The organism is Cupriavidus sp. UGS-1, from assembly GCF_021213615.1.
Taxonomy (GTDB): Bacteria; Pseudomonadota; Gammaproteobacteria; order Burkholderiales; family Burkholderiaceae; genus Cupriavidus.
This window is the reverse complement of the sequence record NZ_JAJQJF010000010.1, coordinates 123,598-143,631: the sequence shown is the minus strand read 5'-3', so window position 1 is coordinate 143,631 and position 20,034 is coordinate 123,598. Positions and strand designations below refer to the sequence as shown.

The following is a 20,034-nucleotide window of genomic DNA, read 5'->3' as shown; positions in this document are numbered from 1 at the left end:
GGCGCTCAGCGCCCGCGCCGCGCGAACAGCCCGCCCAGCCCGACCAGCAGCGCGGCGCCGAGAATCGCGGCGGTCCAGCCGCTCAGCTGGCCGTCGATGAACCAGCGCAGCGCCCGGCCCAGGTAGAAGCTGGCGAGCGCGCCGACGCCGCCCAGCAGCAACGCCATCGCGGCGGTCAGTACCGGGCCGCGCGGATGCATCGCCCGCGCCACCAGCCCGACCACCATGCCCACCAAGAACGTCCCCAGCATCGCCCGCTTCCGTTGTTCGACCATCGACCTGACCCGCCCGCCGCCCGTGGCGGCAGCGGCGTAACGATAACTCAAGTCACAGCGCCGGCCGACTCCCGATAGCCTCGGCCGGGCCGCGAACGCAAGGATCGCGCCCGGACGGTATAATGCAAGCCGTCCCGGCGGCGCTCGGCCCGGCCCTGAATGGCCAGTGTGCGCGCCGCCATGCCCAGCGCAGGCAAAGCTGGCGCGAGGCCGGAACGGCCCGCCAGCCGGACAGCGAAAAGTCCCCAACCATGCAACTGCTCGCAATCGGAATCAATCACAACACGGCGCCCGTCTCGCTTCGCGAGCGGGTGGCGTTTCCGCTCGAGCAGATCAAGCCGGCGCTGGGGGCGCTGCGCTCTCAGTTGGCCGGCAAGCGCGGCACCGAGGCGGCGATCCTGTCGACCTGCAACCGGACCGAGATCTATTGCGCCACCGACCTGGTGCTGTCCGGCTCCGAGGGCTTCGATCACACGCTGCGCTGGCTGTCGCAACACCACAATATCCCCGCCGGCGAGCTGGCCCCGCATCTGTACGCGCTGCCGCAATCCGAGGCGGTGCGCCACGCCTTCCGCGTCGCCAGCGGCCTCGATTCGATGGTGCTCGGCGAGACGCAGATCCTTGGCCAGATGAAGGATGCGGTGCGCACCGCCGGCGAGGCCGGCACGCTCGGCACCTATCTGAACCAGCTGTTCCAGCGCACCTTCGCGGTCGCCAAGGAAGTGCGCGGCCAGACCGAGATCGGCGCGCATTCGGTGTCGATGGCGGCGGCCGCGGTGCGGCTGGGGCAACGGATCTTCGAGAGCATTTCCGGCCAGCGCGTGCTGTTCATCGGCGCGGGCGAGATGATCGAGCTGTGCGCGACCCATTTCGCCGCGCAGAGCCCGCGCCAGATCGTCGTCGCCAATCGCACGGTCGAGCGCGGCGAAAAGCTGGCCGAGCAACTGGCGGCGCAGGGCCTCAATACCGAGGCCATCCGCCTGTCCGACCTGGGATCGCGGCTGCACGAGTTCGACATCGTCGTCTCCAGCACCGCCAGCTCGCTGCCGATCATCGGTCTGGGCGCGGTCGAGCGTGCGGTCAAGCAGCGCAAGCACCGGCCGATCATGATGGTCGACCTCGCCGTGCCGCGCGATGTCGAGCCCGAAGTGGCGCGGCTCGACGACGTCTTCCTCTACACCGTCGACGACCTCGGCGCGATCGTGCGCGAAGGCAACGCGATGCGGCAGGCCGCGGTGGCGCAGGCCGAAGCGATCATCGAAACCCGCGTGCAGCACTTCATGCACTGGCTGGAGACGCGCAGCGTGGTGCCGGTGATCCGCGAACTGCAGGCCAACGGCGAGGCGATGCGCCAGGCGGAGCTGGATCGCGCGCGCAAGATGCTGGCGCGCGGCGACGATCCCGAGGCCGTGCTGGAGGCGCTGTCCGGCGCGTTGACCCGCAAGTTCCTGCACGGCCCAACCCACGCGCTGAACCACACCCAGGGCGAGGACCGCGACGCGCTGCTGCGCCTGGTCCCCGGCCTGTTCCGCCACAGCAGCCACTCCGAGCGCTAGCCGCTCGCGGGCAGCGTCCGCGCCTTCGCGCCAAGGTCGTCGTCCGCATCACCGCGCCACGCCAGCGCGGCATCCGCCTGCACAGCCGCTCAGCACCAGCACGCCGCTCCAGGACGCCGCCCAAAGACGCCGCCCGAAGAACGCCAACCCGGATTCCGATGAAAGCCAGCATGCAAGCCAAGCTCGACCAACTGGCCGAGCGCCTCGACGAAGTCAACGCCCTGCTCGCGCGCGAAGACGCGACCGCAAACATGGAGCAGTACCGCAAGCTGACGCGCGAGCATGCCGAGCTGTCGCCCGTGGCCGAGCAATATGCGCATTACCGGCAGGCCCAGGACGATCTGGCCACCGCGCAGGCGCTGCTCGACGACCCCGAGATGAAGGCCTTTGCCAGCGACGAGATCGATGCCGCGCGCGCGAAGCTCGAAGAACTGGAGGCCAGCCTGCAGACGCTGCTGCTGCCGAAGGACCCCAACGACGACCGCAACCTGATCCTGGAAATCCGCGCCGGCACCGGCGGCGAGGAAAGCGCGCTGTTCGCCGGCGATCTGCTGCGCATGTACACGCGCTATGCCGAGCGGCAGCGCTGGCAGGTCGAGATCATGAGCGAGTCGCCGTCGGATCTGGGCGGCTACAAGGAAGTGATCGTGCGCATCGCCGGCGATGCCGCGTTCTCGAAGCTGAAGTTCGAATCGGGCGGCCATCGCGTGCAGCGCGTGCCCGCCACCGAGGCGCAGGGGCGCATCCATACCTCGGCCTGCACGGTCGCGGTGATGCCCGAGGCCGACGAGCTCGGCGAGATCGAAATCAATCCCGGCGATCTGCGCGTCGACACCTTCCGCGCCTCGGGCGCCGGCGGCCAGCACATCAACAAGACCGATTCGGCGGTGCGGCTGACCCACCTGCCGACCGGCATCGTCGTCGAATGCCAGGACGACCGCAGCCAGCATCGCAACAAGGACAAGGCGATGAAGGTGCTGGCGGCGCGTCTGAAGGACATGCAGTTGCGCGCCGCGCAGGCGAAGGAAGCCACCACGCGGCGCAACCTGATCGGCTCGGGCGACCGCAGCGACCGCATCCGCACCTACAACTTTCCGCAGGGCCGCGTGACCGACCACCGGATCAATCTGACGCTGTACAAGATCGACATGATCATGGACGGCGACCTCGACGAACTGATCGGCGCGCTGGCGGCGGAGCACCAGGCCGACCAATTGGCTGCGCTGGGCGAGGACGCGTAAATACCGGTGGGCATAATCGCTACGGTTGTTTTCCGCCGGCAAAATACTTGTATTTCTTGTAAATGCCTGAAACAGCCATGGTAACGACATGGTTGGTCGCTATAATCGGAAACGGCTAACCCGGCACAAATACCGGGCGGGTCTTTTCTCGAAAAACGGACAAAAGGACGAAATCATGAAGAAACTGCTTGCGTTGTTGATGGTCACCGCTGCAGTGGCTGCTTGCGGCAAGAAGGATGAAGCCCCCGCCTCGTCGAACGTCGATAGCGCGATGGCCAGCGCGGCCGAATCGGCGAAGTCGGCGGCCAGCGACGCTGCCGCGGCTGCCGAGTCCGCCGCCGACGCCGCCAAGGCCGCGGCCAGCAACGCAGCTTCGGACGTGTCCGCCGCCGCCGAGCGCGCCAAGGACGAAGCGGCCGCCGCCATGGCGAACGCCAAGGACGCCGCCAGCAACGCGGTCAACGAGACCGCCGACAAGGCCAAGGAAGCGACCAAGAACTAAGCCGTCGCCCGCGCCGTACCGAGCCCCGCCACGGCACAGTGCCGGCGGGGCTCTCGTCTTTTTGATGGCCTCGATTCCAATGAACGATTCCCCGTCCTCCGCACCGCTGCAGTCCGGCACCCTGCCGGCGCAGGCGACGCTGCGCGAGGCGCTGACCGCGATGACACAGGCCGGGCTGCCGGCGCTGGAGGCGCGGATGCTGCTGACTCATGTGACGGGGCTCACTCGCACGCAGCTGATCACGCGGGATACGCAGCCGCTCGACCCCGCTCAGCACGCCGCGCTCGGCGCGCTGTTCGTGCGGCGGCTGGCGGGCGAACCGATGGCGTATCTGATCGGCGAGCGCGAGTTCTACGGCCGTCCGTTCCGCGTCAGTCCCGCGGTGCTGATTCCGCGTCCGGACACCGAGATCGCGGTGCAGGCGGCGCTGGCCCGCCTGGCGAGCACGCATGCCCCGCGAGTGCTCGATCTCGGCACCGGCTCCGGCATTCTCGCGGTCACACTGGCCTGCGAACGGCCCGATGCGCAGGTGTGGGCGACCGACATCTCGCCCGCCGCGCTCGACGTTGCGCGCGCCAATGCGGCGGCGCTGGGCGCCGGCAACGTCGTCTTCCTCGAATCGGATTGGTATGCGGCGCTGCCTGCCGACGCGCGCTTCACGCTGGTCGTCAGCAATCCGCCCTATATCGCCGCCGGCGATCCGCATCTGTCCAGCGGCGATCTGCGCTTCGAACCGGTCGATGCGCTGACCGACCACGGCGACGGACTGTCCGACCTCGCCACCATCGTCGCCGGCGCGGGCGCGCACCTGCAAGCGGGCGGATGGCTGCTGATGGAACATGGCTTCGACCAGGGCGAGGCCGCCCGGCAACTGCTGCGCGACGCGGGCTTTGGCGAGGTCTTCACCGAGCGCGACCTGGGCGGCAACGAACGCTGCAGCGGCGGCCGGTGGGCGGGCGGCGATGCCGATGTCGACACCGCCGGCACTGGGTCCAAGGCCTGAAGCGGCGGTCCGAATCCGGTAGAATCGTCCCGATCCCGCACGCCACCGTTCGGCTTTTTCATGCCATCGGCCGGCGCGCGTCTCCGACTCCATGGCGCGCGGTTCGCCTCAGCGCCCCTCTTCCGAAGCGAAAATCATGAGTGACGTGCAACAAAAGATCGACCAGATCGTCAAGGGCCATCCCGTCGTGCTGTTCATGAAGGGCACGGCGCAGTTTCCGATGTGCGGCTTCTCGGGCCGCGCGATCCAGATCCTGAAGGCCTGCGGCGTCGACGCGCCGATGACGGTCAACGTGCTGGAAGACGACGGCATCCGCCAGGGCATCAAGGAATACGCCAACTGGCCGACCATTCCGCAGCTCTACGTCAACGGCGAGTTCGTCGGCGGCTCGGACATCATGATGGAGATGTACCAGAGCGGCGAGCTGCAAACGCTGCTGAAGGGCTGACGTCCTGGAAACCGCGATGAGCGCCGGGCCTGCCGCCGCGCCACGGCGCGTGATCGTCGCGATCACCGGCGCCACCGGCGCCGTCTATGGCGTGCGCCTGCTGCAGGTACTGCGCGCGGTCGCCGACGTCGAAACGCATCTGCTGATCTCGCCCGCGGGCGTGATGAACCTGCAGCACGAGCTCGACATCGGCAAGGCCGAGGCCGAGGCCCTGGCCGACGTGGTGCACAACGTGCGCGATATCGGCGCGACCCTCGCCAGCGGTTCGTTCCGGGCGCAGGCGATGGTGATCGCGCCGTGTTCGATGCGCACGCTTGCCGCGATCGCGCACGGCCTGTCCGACAACCTGATCACCCGCGCGGCCGACGTCATGCTGAAGGAGCGCCGCAAGCTGGTGCTGATGGTGCGCGAGACGCCGCTGAATCTGGCGCATCTGCGCAATATGACGGCCGTCACCGAAATAGGCGGCATCGTCTTTCCGCCGGTACCCGGCTTCTATCAGAAGCCCGATACCATCGCGCAGCTGGTCGACCATACGATCGGCCGCGTGCTCGACCTGATCGACGTGCCGCAGACGCTGGCGCCGAGCTGGGCCGGCCTGAACGGACAGATCTGAGCCGCTCGCATCGCGGCGTCCTGCCGGCCACGGCGGCCACCCTTGCGATTCACCCCCTTCCGGTATCAGCGCCAGTGCCCGCGTCCATGGCCATGCCAGTGGCCGTGCCCGCCGCGGTAATAGCCTCGGTGATAGCCGCGATACGGATAGCCGTAGTAGTAAGGCCGCGGAGCGACCACCACCGGCGGCGGCGCGACATAGACGGGCGCCCCCACGCCAACCGTGACGCCGGCATCCACCGGCGCCGGGTAGACGGCGCAGCCGCTCAGGCCTGCCGCCGCCAATGCCCCCAGACCTGCCAACCACGCTTTCATTTTTTGCCCCTGTTATACGGAATGAATGACGCCGTTATACGGGGCGAGTTGGTAATACGGGGTCAGGGCCCTGTAACCTGCGTTACGGTTCCCTACAAGGCGGGCGGCGGGCGGCCGGCCATCGCGCGGGAGGGCCGTGTTAACCCTTGCGGCGGCCGGTCTTTCCCCCCTCACAGATCGAAGCGGATGCCCTGCGCCAGCGGCAGCGCGTCGCCGTAGTTGATGGTGTTGGTCGCGCGCCGCATATAGCCCTTCCACGCATCCGAGCCTGACTCGCGCCCGCCGCCGGTTGCCTTCTCTCCGCCGAAGGCGCCGCCAATCTCCGCGCCGCTGGTGCCGATATTGACGTTGGCGATGCCGCAGTCGCTGCCGGCCGACGACAGGAAGCGCTCGGCCTCGCGCAGCGACTCGGTGAAGATGCACGACGACAGGCCGTGCGCCGCCGCGTTGTTCAGCGCGATGGCCTCCTCCAGCGAGGTGTATGGCATCAGGTACAGGATCGGCGCGAAGGTCTCGGTCAGCATGGTGTCATGCTGCGTGTCGGTGACCACCAGCGCCGGCCGCATATAGCAGGCATGCGGATAGCGGTCGGCCAGCAGCCGTTCGCCGCCATGCACGGCGTTGCCCTGGGCGCGGCAGCTGGCCAGCGCATTGGCCATGTTGTCGCCGGCGGCGCGGTCGATCAGCGGGCCGACCAGCGTGCCCGCCTCGAGCGGATCGCCGACCGGCAGGCGGGCGAAGATCTGCGTCAGCTGCTCGCGCACCGTGCCGAACAGATCGGCATGGATGAAGGCGCGGCGCAGCGTGGTGCAGCGTTGTCCTGCGGTGCCCGCCGCGGCGAACGTCATCGCGCGCAAGGTCAGCGAAAGATCGGCCGACGGCGCGACGATGGCCGCGTTGTTGCCGCCGAGTTCGAGGATGCTGCGCTTGAACTGCCCGGCGCAGGCGATGCCGACCTCGCGCCCCATCCGCGTCGAACCGGTCGCGCTGACCAGCCGCACATCGGGATGGGCGACCAGCCGCTCGCCAAGTTGCCGGCCGCCGCACAGCACCGTGGCGATGCCCGCGTGCTCGGGCGCCGCGGCCTCGATCACGCGATCGAGCAGCGCCTGTACGGCCAGCGCGCATTGCGGCGTCTTTTCCGACGGCTTCCATACCACCGCGTTGCCGCAGACCAGCGCCAGCGCGGCGTTCCACGCCCACACCGCGACCGGGAAGTTGAACGCGGAGATCACGCCGCAGACGCCGAACGGATGCCAGGTCTCGCGCATCGCATGCTGGGGCCGCTCGCTGGCGATCGTCAGCCCATGCAGCTGGCGCGACAGGCCGACCGCGAAGTCGCAGATGTCGATCATCTCCTGCACCTCGCCCAGCCCTTCCTGCAGGATCTTGCCGGTCTCGAGCGAGACCAGTTCGCCGAGCGCGCCGCGGTGCTCGCGCAACACCTCGCCGAAGCGCCGCACCACCTCGCCGCGCACCGGCGCCGGCACCAGCGCCCAGCCGCTCTGCGCGGCATGGGCCTGCGCGATGCGGGCGTTCGCCTCGTCGGCACTGCAGGCGGCGATATGGCCGAATACCTCGCCGTCGATCGGCGAACGCGCCGGCAGCGCGCCGGGGCCGCCGGCACCGTCGCGCCAGGGAATGGGCTGGCCGATGGCGCGCCAGCAGCGCTCGAATGCGTCCGCTTTCATGCGAGGGCCTCCTGTAGCGGATGGCAGGTGTAGTGCCTGCCGAAACGATTGGCGAGGAAGGCCTCGAGCCGCATGTCCTCCTGGCGGACGAAGCCCCGTTGCGGCAACTGGCCGGCGATTACCATGTCGAGCGCGGCGCAGACGCCCGCGGCGGTGGTCAGCTGGATCGCGTTCAGATGGCCGTGCTCGCCCTCGGCGCCGCCGATGCGCGCGGAGAACGACGCCTGCGTCAGCGGGCCCAGCCGTCCGTCCTCGCCCGCCGTGCGTCCCGTGGCGCTGGCGAACACGACCACCACGTCCTGCTCGGTCAGCGGAATCGCGCTGTCGAAGATCTCGCGCAGCCAGTCGCGCCGTTCGCGCAGCCGCAGATCGTCGAGCAGCAGCTTGATCACCGCGCAATGGCCAGGATAGCGGATCGACTTGTAATCGACGTGGCGGGCGCGCCCGGCCAGCGTTTCCGGCAGCGTGCCGAGCCCGCCCGAGGTATGGAAGGCCTCGTACTCGATGCCGTCCAGCGCGAAGCTCTCCAGCCCCTCCAGCGCCGGCACCTCGACGCGGCGGCCGTCGACGATGGCCTCGCACGGGTTGCAGTACTCGTTGATCAGACCCTCGGTGCTCCAGGTCAGGTTGTACTTCAGCGCATTGTTCGGATAGCGCGGTAGCGCGCCGACGCGCATGCGCAGGTCCAGCAGCTGGCCGCCGCCGCGCAGGAAGCGCTGCGCCAGGTCATGGCCGACCACGCCGATGAAACCGGGCGCCAGTCCGCATTGCGGCATCAGCACCGCGTGCGCATCGTTGGCCAACCTGCGGATCGCCCGCGTCGCGGCGACATCTTCGGTCAGGTCGAAATAGTGCACGCCCATTTCAGCAGCGACGGTCGCCACCGGCACCGCGGCGTGGAACGGCAAGGCGTTGATCACCGCCGCGGCGCCTGCCAGCGCGTCGATGCAGGCCTGCCGCTCGGACGGATCGACCACGCGGGTGGAGACGCCCGCGGGCAGCGCGTCGAGCGCGTCGCGATAGCGGTCGACCACGGTCACCGCATAGTCGCCGCTGTCCCGCAGCATGCCGGCGATGGTGCGGCCGATCTTGCCGGCACCGAGCACGGTGACGGGCACAGCCGCACCGGAACGAGCCGAAGGGAAGGAAAGGTTGTTGTTCATGACGGTCCTCCGACGCGGGGAAAGGAAGCGCGCTGGTCGCGCCGGGCATGGCTGCGCAGCAGTTGCAACGCCATGCCGTGATCGAAGTATGGTCCGCGGCGCCGTCGGATTGAACAGACAACATTGACGAAAACCCGCCATAATCGGTCGATATGACGGCATGGGCCGACGAAACGACGATACGCCGGCGCCGCACCGACTCGCGAAACCCACACCCCGAGGCCTGTACCGCATGACCGATCTCGACCAGACCGACCGTCACCTGTTGTCGCTGCTGCAGGCCAATGCGCGCGACAGCGCCGCCAACCTGGCGCGCAAGCTCGGCATCGCGCGCACCACCGTGGTCGCGCGGATCGCGCGGCTGGAGCGGCTCGGCGTGATCGCCGGCTATGGCGTGCGGCTGGGCCAGCAGATGGAGGACAACGCGATCCTCGCCTTCTGCGGGCTGTCGGTGCAGCCCAAGACAGCGCCGACGGTATTGCGCGCGCTGCAGCGCTTTCCCGAGGTGGTCGAGCTCGATTCGGTCAGCGGGCCGGTCGACTACATGGCGGTGATCCGCTGCGACACGCACGCGCGTCTGGACAAGCTGCTCGACGAGATCGGCGCGCTCGACGGCGTGAACCACACCAGCACGTCGATCGTGCTGGCGCGCAAGATCGATCGGCGACGGCCGGTGGGATAACGGTCAGCCTTTCCGCAGCCGCTTGCGCGCCCGTCTGCGCACTTTGCGCAAACGCGGCAAACTGGCGAGCTGTCCGCGGAACGCGGGAACGCGGGCACCGCAACATCGCAACATATGGCTTCAGGAGGAACTTGCCGATGAACACACCAATCCGTGTCGCCGTGGGCGGCGTGACCGGCTGGGCCGGCGGCGAACTCGCGCGCGGGGTCGCGCACGCGCAGGACATGACGCTGGTCGCGGGGCTCTCGCGCGGCGCGGCCGGCCAGACGCTGGCACAGCTGACCGGCCATGCCGACACGCCCGGCAAGGCGGTCGCCAGCATCGCCGAGCTAGCCGGCACGCCGTACGACGTCTACGTCGAATACACCAAGCCGGACATCGCCAAGCACAACATCCTGCAGGCGCTGGCGCAGGGCGCCCATGTGGTGGTGGGCACCTCGGGGCTGTCGGACGAGGACTATGCGGAGATCGACGCCGCCGCGCGCGCGGCCGACCGCGGCGTGCTGGCCTGCGGGAACTTCGCCATCACCGTGGTGCTGCTGCAGAAGTTCGCCGAGATGGCCGCGCGCCATCTCGATCAGTGGGAAATCATCGACTACGCCAAGGCCGGCAAGGTCGATGTGCCATCAGGCACCGTACGGGAGCTGGCCTACCGGCTCGGGCAGGTCAAGGCCGCCGCGCAGACGGTGCCGCTGGACCAGGTCAAGGGACCCGTCGAGACCCGCGGCGCGACGATGTCGGGCACGCAGGTCCACGCGGTGCGGCTGCCCGGCTATCAGCTCGGTGTCGAGGTGATCTTCGGCGCCGACGGCCAGCGGCTGCATCTGAAGCACGAGGCCGGCGACGGCTCCAAACCCTATGTGTCGGGCGCGCTGCTGGCGATCCGCAAGGTACATACCTTGCGCGGCGTCGTGCGGGGATTGGACAAGGTGATGGAGGGGCTGTAAGGCGCAACTACGTCGCCCCCGCGAACGCGGGGGCCCAGCGACTTCATCGGCTCACAGTCAAAGCCGCTGGGTTCCCGCCTGCGCGGGAACGACACAGGCTTACCAGCTGCCCGGCTTGCCGTCGCCCTCGCCCTTCTTCGGCTTCTGCGCCACGGCCTTCGGCGCGCTTGGCGCCGAGGCGGCGCCCGGGTTCAGTTGCTGCGTGATCGCCGCATCCTTCTGCGCCATCACCGTCCGGGCGCGCGGCAGCAACAGCTCGATGCTGCCGGTGTCGGGGTCGTCGGGAATCGAATAGACCTCGACCGTCAGCGGCGCCTGCATCCAACCGGCGTGGACGCTGTTGACGCTCTTGCCGTCCTTGTCCAGCAGCGCGACCTGCTCCTCGCGGAACGGCTTGCCGTAGCGCGCGGTCAGCGTGCGCAGCGTCGACTGTTCCGAGCGCACGCCGTCGGTCGGCACGATCAGGCCGACCAGCGCGTTGCGATCGACCACCGCCAGCGCATGCGGGCCGTCCATGAACGCCGGGCGCTGCTTGCGGGGCACGCCCACCTGGCGCATCGCGCCATCGCCACGCACTTCCACGCAGAAGGCGGTCACATCGGTGCCGTCCGGCGTGCGCTTGTCCGCGCAGTCGGGCAGGTCGGGCATCGGATTGCCGATCTTCAGCGCGCCGAGCAGCGGCGCCAGCAGGTCGGCTTCGGGCGAGGTTGTAGCGGTAGAAGGGGCGGCGGGCGGGGCGGAGGCGGGCTTGGCGGCGTTCGCCGACGGGGCGGCGGCCGCGCTGGCCGCATGGACTGCAGGCGCCGCGGCCAGCACACCGGCCGCGGTAAAACCGGCCACAGCCAGGCCGGCAAGTTGGAATCGCATTCAAACTCCTGGTTTTGGGGTCGGGCGTTGGAGCGACCGGGCCGCCCGATGTTCCGGATGTGACGCCGCCGCGAGCGATGGGCACGCCCGGGTGCGTGGGGTGTCGCCGGGGCTGCACATTGTCGGCGCGGCGATAGGCAACGCGGCAAGTGTGGCGGCAGCAGGAGCGCCGAGCGGCGGCGCACAACTATATCCGCTTCGGGACATCGGTCCGGCGATGGACGCTCCGGGCGGCGTCAGCGTGCGGGCGCCCTTGCCCTCTCCCCCGCCCCTCTCCCGCAAGCGGGAGAGGGGAGAACCAACCGTCGTTCAGCCGCGTCGCGGCCAGTGATTCCCTTTCACACGCGTGGGACAGGTTAGCGAACGAACCGTCGATCAGTCGCGTCGCGGCCAGTTGCGCCCCTCTCCCGCTTGCGGGAGAGGGGCTGGGGGAGAGGGAAAACCGCGCCCGCAAGCCCCAGGCGCCCGCCCTCAGTCCAGGGAAATATTCTTCGCCCGAATCACCTTGCCCCAGTGCTCGCGGTCCGCGGCGACGTAGCGGTCGATCTCCGCCTGGCTCATCGGCTGCAGCACCTGCAGGCCGAGCCCGTTGAAGGTCGCGCGGAATTGCGGGTCGCGCAGGGTCTGGTCCGCCGCGGCGCGCAGCTTCTCGACCGCCTCGGGCGGCGTCTGCGCCGGCACCGCCAGCCCGAACCAGGTCGCCGCCTGGAAGTTCGGATGGGTCTCGGCCACCGTCGGCACATTGGGCAGCACGTCGAGCCGGTTGCGGCTGGTCACCGCTAGCGCCTTCAGCTTGCCGGCCTTGATATGCGGCAGCGAGGTGCTGACCACATCGACCATCAACTGCACGTCGTTGGCGAGCAGCGCCGCCAGCGCCGGCGCGCTGCCGTTGTACGGCACATGGGTCAGCTCGATGCCGAGCTCGGTCTTCAGCATCTCGGTGGCCAGCTGCAGCGCGTTGCCCAGGCCCACCGAGCTGTAGTTCAGCTTGCCGCCCTGGCTCTTCGCGTAAGCAGCGAACTCGCGGATGTTGTTTGCCGGCACCTGCGTATTGGTCACCACCACCAGCGGCACTTCCGCGCCGATGCTGAAGATCTTGAAGTCCTTCGGCGGGTCGTAGGTGATCTTCTTGTACAGCATCGGATTCAGCACCATGCTGCCGTTGGTGGCAAAGCCGACCGTATAGCCGTCGGCCGGCGCACGGGCAACCAGGTTGGTACCGATCATCGTGGCCGCGCCAGGCTTGTTGTCGACCACCACCGGCTGCTTCAGCACCTTGCTCATGCCCTCGGCCAACGCGCGGCCGAACTGGTCGGTCGATCCGCCGGGCGTGTAGGGCACCACCAGTTTGATCGGGTGGTCCGGATAGGCCGCGCCGGCCGCCGTCACGGCGCCAAACATCGCTGCCAATATCGCCGCCAACATCAGCGCCAACTTCGCGCCCACCGAGGCGGTGCCTCGCAGGGCCCGCCCTGCCGTTTTCCAGCGTTGCATGGTGTCTCCTCCGTTATGTCCTGCTTCGTGGTGTGCCGCGTTCCGGCCGGGGATACCGGCCGTGTTCAAACGCGCCGCGTCCGCCCCTGCCAGTATTGGTCGCGCAGACGGCGTTTGGCGAGCTTGCCGGTCTCGTCGCGCGGCAGCTGCTCGGCGATCACGATCGTGCGTGGCACCTTGAAGCCCGACAGCCGTTCGCGCAGCCACGCGATCATCTCGGTCTCGTCGAGCCGCTCGCCCGGCATCGGCTGCACCATCGCCAGCAGCCGCTCGCCGTATTCGTCGTCGGGCACGCCAAACACCACGCAATCGGCCACACCCGGATAGCGCACCAGCTGGTGCTCGATCTCGGCCGGATAGATGTTGACGCCGCCCGAGATCACCATGTCCGAGGCGCGGTCGCACAGGAACAGATAGCCGTCGGCGTCCAGATAGCCCATGTCGCCCAGCGTCACCAGGCCGTCGATATCGATCGCGCGGCGCGCCGCATCGTTGTTGCGGTAGGTGAAGTCGGGGTACGCGGGCTGGCGCACATAGATCAGGCCGACCTCGCCGGTCTCGCACGGCGTACCGTCCTCGCGCAGGATGCGCACGCTGGCCTGGTCGACCGGCCGCCCCGCGGTGCCGGGCCTGGCCAGCGCATCGGCGGGCGTGGCGACGGTGACCATGCCGGCCTCGCTCGACGCATACGTTTCGTGGATCACCGGGCCCAGCCATTCGAGCATCGCCCGCTTGACCTCGGGCGCGCACGGCGAGCCGGTCGAGGCGACGAAGCGAAGCGACGACAGGTCGTAGCGCCGGCGTACCGCGTCGGGCAGCTTCAGCAGCCGCACATACATGATCGGCACCAGGTAGACGACATCGATGCGATGCCGCTCGATCAGTGCCAGCACCTCCTCGGCATCGAAGCGCGGCGTCAGCACCAGCCGCTCGGCCATCTGCAGCGCGTTCTGGATGAAGACGCCGGGCGCGCTGTGATACAGCGGCGCCGACATCAGCGCACGGCAGCCCGGCACGATGCCGATCGCCTGCGCCACCACCGAGCGCATCGCGGCCTGCTGCGCGTCGAGCCGGTCGAGCGGCACCGCCTGGCGCAGCACGCCCTTGGGCCGGCCGGTGGTGCCCGAGGTATAGGCCATATGGCCGCGCGGCGCGACACGCGGGCCATCGTAGGGCGGCTGGGCAGCGAGCCACGGCTCGTACGCCACGGCATCGAGCCCTGCCGGCGCGGCACGCGAGCCGACCGCGCCGGCCGCGCCGACCGCCAGCACCGGCATGCCGGCCGGCACCGCCGCCTGCACCGCGGGCAGCAGGTCGGCATGGGCGATCAGCACCTTGGCGCCGCTGTCCTCGAGCAGGTAGCGGACCTCGTCCGCCGTGAAATGCCAGTTGATCGGGCAGTAGTAGCAGCCGGCGGTGCGGCAGGCGTGGACGATGTCGGCGAACGGCGCGTCGTTGCGCAGCAGCACGGCGATCACATCGCCCTCCGCCACGCCGAGCGCGCGCAGGCCGCCGGCCAGCCGGCTGCCGCGTGACAGCAGTTCGTCGCCGCTGCGATGAAGATCCTGGAACCAGAGGTCCGCCGCCATTCGAGTGCTCCTTTACGCTGGGCGCCCCACGCGTGTCCGGGACATCGGCATCGGGACAGGGGCGCCATATTGACCGGTCACTGTAACGGCGGGCATCGTCATCGACAATTGCCGCCCCGCGCAGCACAATGTTGAGCCCAGCGCGACAATCCCCCAGGCAATCCCCGATGGACGCACCATGGACCTGAACCTGATCCAGGCCTTCGTCGATATCGTCGACGCCGGCAATCTAGCCGAGGCCGGCCGCCGGCGCGGCGTCACGCGTTCGCAGGTCAGTCGGCAGCTGCGCGAACTGGAGGCCCAGTCGGGCGCGCAATTGATGCGCCGGACCACACGCCGGCTGGAGTTGACCGAACCCGGCCACGCGCTGTACCGCCATGGGCTGGCGATCCTGCGCGAGGTCGCGTCGGCGCAGGCCGAGATCGACAGCCTGGGCAAGACGCTGCGCGGCCATGTGCGCCTGAGCGTGCCGACCGGCCTGGGCGACAGCTTCGTCGCACCGCTGCTGCTGGCGTTCGCCGAGCGGCATCCGGGCATCACGCTGCGCGTGTTCTTCAACAATCGCGTCAACGACCTGATCGCCGCCGAGATCGACGTGGCGCTGAAGGTCACCTCGCAGCCGCCGCTGGACCACGTGGCGCGCGATGTCTGCGCGATCGAATGGGGCCTCTATGCGGCGCCGTCCTATCTGGAACGGACTGGACCGATCCGGGTGCCGGCGGACCTCGCCGCGACCGACTTCCTGTGCCCGCCCTACTTCGCCCGCCCGTTCGAGCTGCATCTGACGCGCGGCGACCAACGCGACGCGGTGCAGCTGCTGCCGCGGCTGCAGTCCGAACACTTCCCCTTCCTGATCCGCGCGGTGCAGGCCGGCCACGGCGTCTGCCTGCTGCCGGTCTATGCCGGCTGGCAGGACGCGCACGCCGGCCGGCTGGTCAAGGTTCTGCCCGACTGGCGGCCGGAAGGGCTGGGCGACCGGCTCTATCTGATCACCACGCCGAACCCGCATCCGCCAATGGCGACGCGGGCGCTGATCGACTTCCTGCGCGAGCAGATCCCGGCCTTGCCGGTGTTCCGCGACGCGCCCGACGGTTGCGCCTGAACGGCGACCGGACCCGACCAAACCGCTCGCAGCCAACCGCCCCTCACAAACTTTCAAATTGCAAGCTAGAATGCTTGCAATTTGAAAGTAAAAGCCATTTCGCGATCGACCGATTGCGTCATTGGCTGTCCCAAACGGAGGAGACGTGGGCCACACCGACTTTGCCAGCATGCCCTGCCCGATCGCCCGGTCGATGGCGGTACTGGGCGAGCGCTGGGCGATCCTGCTGATGCGCGAGGCCTTCTACGGCAGCACGCGCTTCGACGACTTCCAGCGCAACCTCGGCATCGCGCCCAATATCCTCAGCGCCCGGCTGAAGACGCTGGTCGAGCACGGCATGTTCGAGCGCGTGCCGGCCGACGGCGGCGCACGCCACCACTACCACTTGACCGACAAGGGCCGGGACTTCTTCCCCGCCTTCGTCGCACTGAAGGCCTGGGCCGACCGCTGGATGACCGACCGCGGTCCGATGACCGTGCTGCTGGACCGGCGCACCGGCGACGAGATCGCCGCCCCGGCGCTGACCCGCGCCGACGGCAGCGCCGTCACGCTGGACGACCTGCGCGTCACCGCCGGTCCCGCGGCCGGCCACCACCTGCGCCGCCGCTTCGCGCCCGAAGCCGACACCGTCGAAGCCACGGAGGCAGGCGATGACCGAACTGCATGACGCCGTACGGGGCGCAGTACGGGGCGCCGCACCGGCCGCGGCCTTGTCGACTGCCGCTACCGCAGCCGCCCCCCTGCGTGAACCTGCCGCTGCCGACACGGCGGCACCTCGCGCGGTGCTGCGTGCCATCGTCAAGCTGGCCGCGCCGACCAGCCTGATCGCGCTGCTGCAGGCCGTCGCGCAATTGATCGAGACCTGGCTGGCGGCGCGCCAGGGCACCGCGGCGCTGGCGGGCTGGGCCGTCGTGCTGCCGTTCGCGCTGCTGCTGCAGCAGATGTCGACCGGCGCGATGGGCGGCGGCGTGGTATCCGCGATCGCTCGCGCGCTCGGCGCCGGCAAGCGCGAGGACGCCTCGGCGCTGGTGCTGCATGCGCTGATCATCGCCGTGCTGGCCGGCCTCGGCTTCGCGATCGCGCTGGCGGGCTTTCCGCATGCCGTGCTCGGCGCGGTGGCCGGTGCGACCGCCGCCGAGGCCGCCGCGAGCTATGCGATCTGGCTGTTGGGCGCGGGCGCGGTGCCGGCCTGGCTGGCCAACACGATGGCCTCGGTGCTGCGCGGCGGCGGCCGCCATGCGCTGGCGGCGCGCGTGCTGTGCCTGATGTGGATCGCCTTCCCGCTGCTGGCCTGGGCGCTGGCCGAACCCGGCGGGATGGGGCTGGCCGGTATCGGCGCGGCCTTCGCGCTGGTGTCGTGGGCCGCGGCACTCGGCATGGCGGTGGTCGTGCTGCGCGGCGGCGCCGGCTTCGTGCCGGTGCTGCGCGTGCGCCCGAACGCGGCACTGTTCCAGCGCATCCTGTCGGTCGGGCTGGTCGCCTGCGGGCTTGCCGCGCTGGCCAATCTGGCAACGATCCTGGTCACCGCGCAGTTGCGCCCCTACGGTACCGCGGCCGTTGCGGCCTACGGCATCTCGGCGCGGCTCGAATTCCTGATGATCCCGCTGGCCTTCGGCGTGGGCTCGGCGCTGACCGCGCTGGTCGGCCGTGCGGTCGGCGCCGGCGACTGGGGCGGCGCGCGGCGCACCGCCTGGGTCGGCGCGCTGCTGGCGCTGGCGCTGGCCGGCGCCATCGGCATCGCCGTCGGGCTCGCGCCGGCGCGCTTTGCCAGCTGGTTCACCAGCGACGCGGAAGTCGCCGCCATCGCCGCGCGCGCGCTGTCGTGGATCGCGCCGGCCTTTGGCGGCTTTGGGCTCGGCATGGCGCTGTACTTCGCGTCGATGGGCGCGGGCCGGATGCGCTGGCCGATCGCGGCCGGCATCGCGCGAATCGGGCTTGCCGCGGGCGGCGGCTGGCTGCTGGCGCATGCCGGCGGCATGGGGCTGGACGGCCATTTCCTCGGCGTGGCGCTCGGCATCAGCGCCTATGGCGCGGTGACGGCCATCGGCGTGCGGCGCACGGTGTGGTCGGGCCGCTAGGCAGGGACGCGCATGCGCGCGCGCCGTAACCCCGGTATCGTGCGGCTTATCGTGCCGACGCGGCACGCCTGCCCGGAGCACCATGACCCCTCGCCGCTCGATTGTGACGGCCGCGCTGATCGTCGCCCTGCTGCATCTCTATATCGGCGCGCGCCTGCTGCCCGCGCTGCCGTGGCCGCTGGCGCTGAAAGCGCTGGCCGCGCTGTGGCTGGCGATCTCTACCGTGTCGATGCCGGCCGCGCTGCTGGCGCGCCGCTTCGAGCCCCCCTGGGGCGATCGACTGTCCTGGCTCGGCATGCTGGCGATGGGTCTGTTCTCGACGCTGCTGATCCTGACCGTGCTGCGCGAACTGGTGCTGATCGCCTGCGCGCTGGCCGGCTGGTATCCGCCCGGGCTGCCGGTCTGGAGCGCGGTCGCCACCGTCGCGCTGGCGCTGCTGGTCTCGCTGCTCGGCTACTGGAACGCACGGCGCGTGGCGCGCGTCGTCGATGTCGAGGTGCCGATCGACGGGCTGCCCGCCGCGCTTGACGGCTTCACGATCGCGCAGCTCAGCGACATCCACGTCGGCCCCACCATCAAGCGGCCATATCTGCAGCGCATCGTCGAACGCACCAATACGCTGGGCGCCGATGCGATCGCGCTTACCGGCGACCTGGTCGACGGCAAGGTGCCCGAACTGAGCGAACACACCGCGCCGCTCGGCTCGCTGCGCGCGCCGCATGGCGTCTACGTCGTCACCGGCAATCATGAGTACTACGCCGGCGCGCATGCGTGGATCGACGAGCTGCGGCGGCTGGGGCTGCGGGTCCTGCTGAACGAGCACGTGGCGATCGAGCGCGACGGCGCCACGCTGGTGCTGGCCGGCGTCACCGACTTCAGCGCCGGGCATTTCGATCCCGCGCATCGCAGCGATCCCATCGCGGCGCTGGCCGGCGCGCCGGCCGAGGCGGCGGTGCGCGTGCTGCTGGCCCACCAGCCGCGCAGCGCGGTGGCCGCGGCCCAGGCCGGCTTCGACCTGCAGCTGTCCGGCCATACGCACGGTGGGCAGTTCCTGCCGTGGAACCTGTTCGTGCCGATGCAGCAGCCCTATGTCGCCGGACTGCATCGCCATCGGAACATGTGGGTCTATGTCAGCCGCGGCACCGGCTACTGGGGCCCGCCCAAACGTTTCGGCGCGCCGTCGGAGATCACGCGGATACGGCTGCGGCGCGCACAGGCCTAGCAGCGCCGGCCTTCGGTCTCGCCCATGAACACTGCCAGCTTCACCCACCATACGATCGCCATCCAGCAGGTCCAACAGACCCTGCTCGGTGCGCGCCATCGCGGCGCCGACATCGCCGCGCTGCTGCGCCGCGCGGGCATCGCGCCGGCGCTGCTCGATTCGCCGGTCGCGCGCGTGACGCAGGGCCAGTACGCGGCGCTTCTGTTCGCGTTGCGGCGCACGCTGCGCGACGAACTCTGGGGCCTGTGCAATCGGCCGCTGCCGCTGGGCAGCTTCGCGCAGTGCTGCCACATGATGGTCCACGCGCGCACGCTTGGCGAGGCGATGCACAGCGGCCTGCGCTACTACCGCCTGCTGATCGGCGACTTCGTGCCGCGGTTGCGGCGCCACGGCGAGATTGCGATGCTGTGCCTGTCGCCGCGCGTCGACTACGACGGGCGCCTCGCCTACGCGGCGCGCTCGTTCGCCTTTCTCGGTTACGGACTCGCCTGCTGGATGGCGGCGCGCCGCGTGCCGCTGATCGGCGTCGACCTGCCCGATTCCGAACTGGGCCCGAGCGCCGATGCCGCGCTGCTGTTCCAGGCGCCCGCGTCCTACGGCCACGACTACACCGGCTGGCGCTTCGAGGCGCGCTGGCTCGATCTGCCGGTGGTGCAGAACGAGGCCAGCCTGCGCGAATTCCTGCGGCAGGCGCCGGCCAGCCTGCTGATCAAGTACCGCGACCAGACCAGCATCACCGAACGGATCCGCCGCATCCTGCGCCGCAACCTGACCGGCGAACTGCCGACGCTCGAGGACGTCGGCGAGCAGCTGGCGATGACGCCGCAGACGCTGCGCCGCCGGCTGCGCGAGGAAGGCCAGGGCTTTCGCGGCATCAAGGACGATCTGCGCCGCGACGCGGCCATCGAATACCTCGCCCGCCCCGAGCTGACGCTGCCCGAGATCGCCAGCCTGCTGGGCTTCTCCGAGGCCAGCACCTTCCATCGCGCGTTCAAGCACTGGACCGGGGTCGCGCCCGGCCAATATCGCCAGTCGCACCTGCGCGAGCACTGAGCCAGTCTTCTCCGCACCGCCGCGCGGTCTGCGGGTTTCCCCGTAGCCAAGGCCCGCCTCGGCACCGCGCTGCGTTCGCGCCCGCCCGGGCTTGATCGATCATGCCAATGCGAATCAGCGCTTCGGCCATGTCTGCGTGCGCGCTGCCTTCCTAGACTGTCGTCACCGTGGCGAGCAGGACCATCGACCAG

General features: G+C 69.8%; 20 protein-coding genes. 13 read left to right on the top strand and 7 right to left on the bottom strand.

The genetic code is table 11. From position 1 onward, the window contains the following. Window positions 1-5: 5 nt before the first annotated feature. Window positions 6-251, bottom strand: a complete 246-nt coding sequence (locus LRR16_RS14915; protein ID WP_232206351.1) for a hypothetical protein — start codon at window positions 249-251, stop codon at window positions 6-8. Between the two features lie 275 nt (window positions 252-526). Here LRR16_RS14915 and hemA point away from each other — a divergent pair, with 275 nt between their 5' ends. From hemA to LRR16_RS14885, 6 genes are all read left to right on the top strand, one after another. Then, window positions 527-1,831, top strand: coding sequence for a glutamyl-tRNA reductase (gene hemA, locus LRR16_RS14910; RefSeq protein ID WP_006577778.1), 1,305 nt, complete (start codon window positions 527-529; stop codon window positions 1,829-1,831). A 158-nt stretch (window positions 1,832-1,989) separates the two neighbouring features. Next, window positions 1,990-3,072 carry a peptide chain release factor 1 gene (gene prfA, locus LRR16_RS14905; protein WP_006577777.1) on the top strand — a complete coding sequence of 361 codons (1,083 nt, stop codon included), beginning with the start codon at window positions 1,990-1,992 and terminating at the stop codon, window positions 3,070-3,072. A gap of 175 nt (window positions 3,073-3,247) precedes the next feature. After that, a complete protein-coding gene (locus LRR16_RS14900; RefSeq protein ID WP_006577776.1) occupies window positions 3,248-3,574 on the top strand; it encodes a hypothetical protein in 327 nt (108 codons plus the stop codon). 79 nt (window positions 3,575-3,653) lie between these two features. Further along, window positions 3,654-4,577: a peptide chain release factor N(5)-glutamine methyltransferase gene (gene prmC / locus LRR16_RS14895; RefSeq protein WP_232206350.1), complete on the top strand. Its 924-nt coding sequence runs from the start codon at window positions 3,654-3,656 to the stop codon at window positions 4,575-4,577. A 136-nt stretch (window positions 4,578-4,713) separates the two neighbouring features. Then, window positions 4,714-5,025 carry a Grx4 family monothiol glutaredoxin gene (gene grxD / locus LRR16_RS14890; RefSeq protein ID WP_006577774.1) on the top strand — a complete coding sequence of 104 codons (312 nt, stop codon included), beginning with the start codon at window positions 4,714-4,716 and terminating at the stop codon, window positions 5,023-5,025. Between the two features lie 16 nt (window positions 5,026-5,041). Further along, window positions 5,042-5,641: a UbiX family flavin prenyltransferase gene (locus tag LRR16_RS14885; RefSeq protein ID WP_232206349.1), complete on the top strand. Its 600-nt coding sequence runs from the start codon at window positions 5,042-5,044 to the stop codon at window positions 5,639-5,641. Between the two features lie 65 nt (window positions 5,642-5,706). On the opposite strand, the gene LRR16_RS14880 is transcribed toward LRR16_RS14885, so the two are convergent. From LRR16_RS14880 to LRR16_RS14870, 3 genes are all read right to left on the bottom strand, one after another. Continuing rightward, the gene (locus tag LRR16_RS14880) at window positions 5,707-5,955 is read right to left on the bottom strand and encodes a hypothetical protein (protein WP_023264537.1); all 249 of its coding nucleotides are present in this window, start codon (window positions 5,953-5,955) and stop codon (window positions 5,707-5,709) included. Window positions 5,956-6,125: 170 nt separating this feature from the next. Then, window positions 6,126-7,646: an aldehyde dehydrogenase family protein gene (locus LRR16_RS14875; RefSeq protein WP_232206348.1), complete on the bottom strand. Its 1,521-nt coding sequence runs from the start codon at window positions 7,644-7,646 to the stop codon at window positions 6,126-6,128. Beyond that, window positions 7,643-8,809, bottom strand: coding sequence for a saccharopine dehydrogenase family protein (locus LRR16_RS14870; RefSeq protein ID WP_232206347.1), 1,167 nt, complete (start codon window positions 8,807-8,809; stop codon window positions 7,643-7,645). The genes LRR16_RS14875 and LRR16_RS14870 overlap by 4 nt, the downstream gene beginning before the upstream one ends. 232 nt (window positions 8,810-9,041) lie before the next feature. Between LRR16_RS14870 and LRR16_RS14865 the strand changes: the two genes are divergently transcribed. Together LRR16_RS14865 and dapB are read left to right on the top strand one after the other, a co-directional pair. Beyond that, a complete protein-coding gene (locus LRR16_RS14865; RefSeq protein WP_006579561.1) occupies window positions 9,042-9,491 on the top strand; it encodes an Lrp/AsnC family transcriptional regulator in 450 nt (149 codons plus the stop codon). A gap of 137 nt (window positions 9,492-9,628) precedes the next feature. Further along, window positions 9,629-10,438, top strand: coding sequence for a 4-hydroxy-tetrahydrodipicolinate reductase (gene dapB / locus LRR16_RS14860; RefSeq protein WP_006579562.1), 810 nt, complete (start codon window positions 9,629-9,631; stop codon window positions 10,436-10,438). A gap of 99 nt (window positions 10,439-10,537) precedes the next feature. Here the strand turns inward: dapB and LRR16_RS14855 are convergent, their stop codons facing one another. The 3 genes from LRR16_RS14855 to LRR16_RS14845 all read right to left on the bottom strand — a co-directional run bounded on the left by LRR16_RS14855 (window position 10,538) and on the right by LRR16_RS14845 (window position 14,388). Next, window positions 10,538-11,305: a hypothetical protein gene (locus LRR16_RS14855; RefSeq protein ID WP_023264540.1), complete on the bottom strand. Its 768-nt coding sequence runs from the start codon at window positions 11,303-11,305 to the stop codon at window positions 10,538-10,540. A gap of 471 nt (window positions 11,306-11,776) precedes the next feature. After that, the gene (locus LRR16_RS14850; RefSeq protein WP_370646817.1) at window positions 11,777-12,799 is read right to left on the bottom strand and encodes a Bug family tripartite tricarboxylate transporter substrate binding protein; all 1,023 of its coding nucleotides are present in this window, start codon (window positions 12,797-12,799) and stop codon (window positions 11,777-11,779) included. A gap of 65 nt (window positions 12,800-12,864) precedes the next feature. Next, window positions 12,865-14,388 (bottom strand): acyl-CoA synthetase, encoded by a 1,524-nt coding sequence (locus tag LRR16_RS14845; RefSeq protein WP_232206346.1) that lies wholly within the window; start codon window positions 14,386-14,388, stop codon window positions 12,865-12,867. 178 nt (window positions 14,389-14,566) lie between these two features. Here LRR16_RS14845 and LRR16_RS14840 point away from each other — a divergent pair, with 178 nt between their 5' ends. The 5 genes from LRR16_RS14840 (at window position 14,567) to LRR16_RS14820 (ending at window position 19,843) form a co-directional block, all read left to right on the top strand. Then, window positions 14,567-15,490 (top strand): LysR family transcriptional regulator, encoded by a 924-nt coding sequence (locus LRR16_RS14840; RefSeq protein ID WP_232206345.1) that lies wholly within the window; start codon window positions 14,567-14,569, stop codon window positions 15,488-15,490. Between the two features lie 145 nt (window positions 15,491-15,635). After that, window positions 15,636-16,157 carry a helix-turn-helix domain-containing protein gene (locus LRR16_RS14835; RefSeq protein ID WP_023264494.1) on the top strand — a complete coding sequence of 174 codons (522 nt, stop codon included), beginning with the start codon at window positions 15,636-15,638 and terminating at the stop codon, window positions 16,155-16,157. Next, window positions 16,141-17,568 (top strand): MATE family efflux transporter, encoded by a 1,428-nt coding sequence (locus tag LRR16_RS14830; RefSeq protein WP_232206344.1) that lies wholly within the window; start codon window positions 16,141-16,143, stop codon window positions 17,566-17,568. The genes LRR16_RS14835 and LRR16_RS14830 overlap by 17 nt, the downstream gene beginning before the upstream one ends. 82 nt (window positions 17,569-17,650) lie before the next feature. Next, a complete protein-coding gene (locus LRR16_RS14825; protein ID WP_006575814.1) occupies window positions 17,651-18,790 on the top strand; it encodes a metallophosphoesterase in 1,140 nt (379 codons plus the stop codon). A gap of 24 nt (window positions 18,791-18,814) precedes the next feature. Further along, the gene (locus tag LRR16_RS14820; RefSeq protein ID WP_064577000.1) at window positions 18,815-19,843 is read left to right on the top strand and encodes an AraC family transcriptional regulator; all 1,029 of its coding nucleotides are present in this window, start codon (window positions 18,815-18,817) and stop codon (window positions 19,841-19,843) included. The last annotated feature ends 191 nt before the right edge of the window (window positions 19,844-20,034 follow it).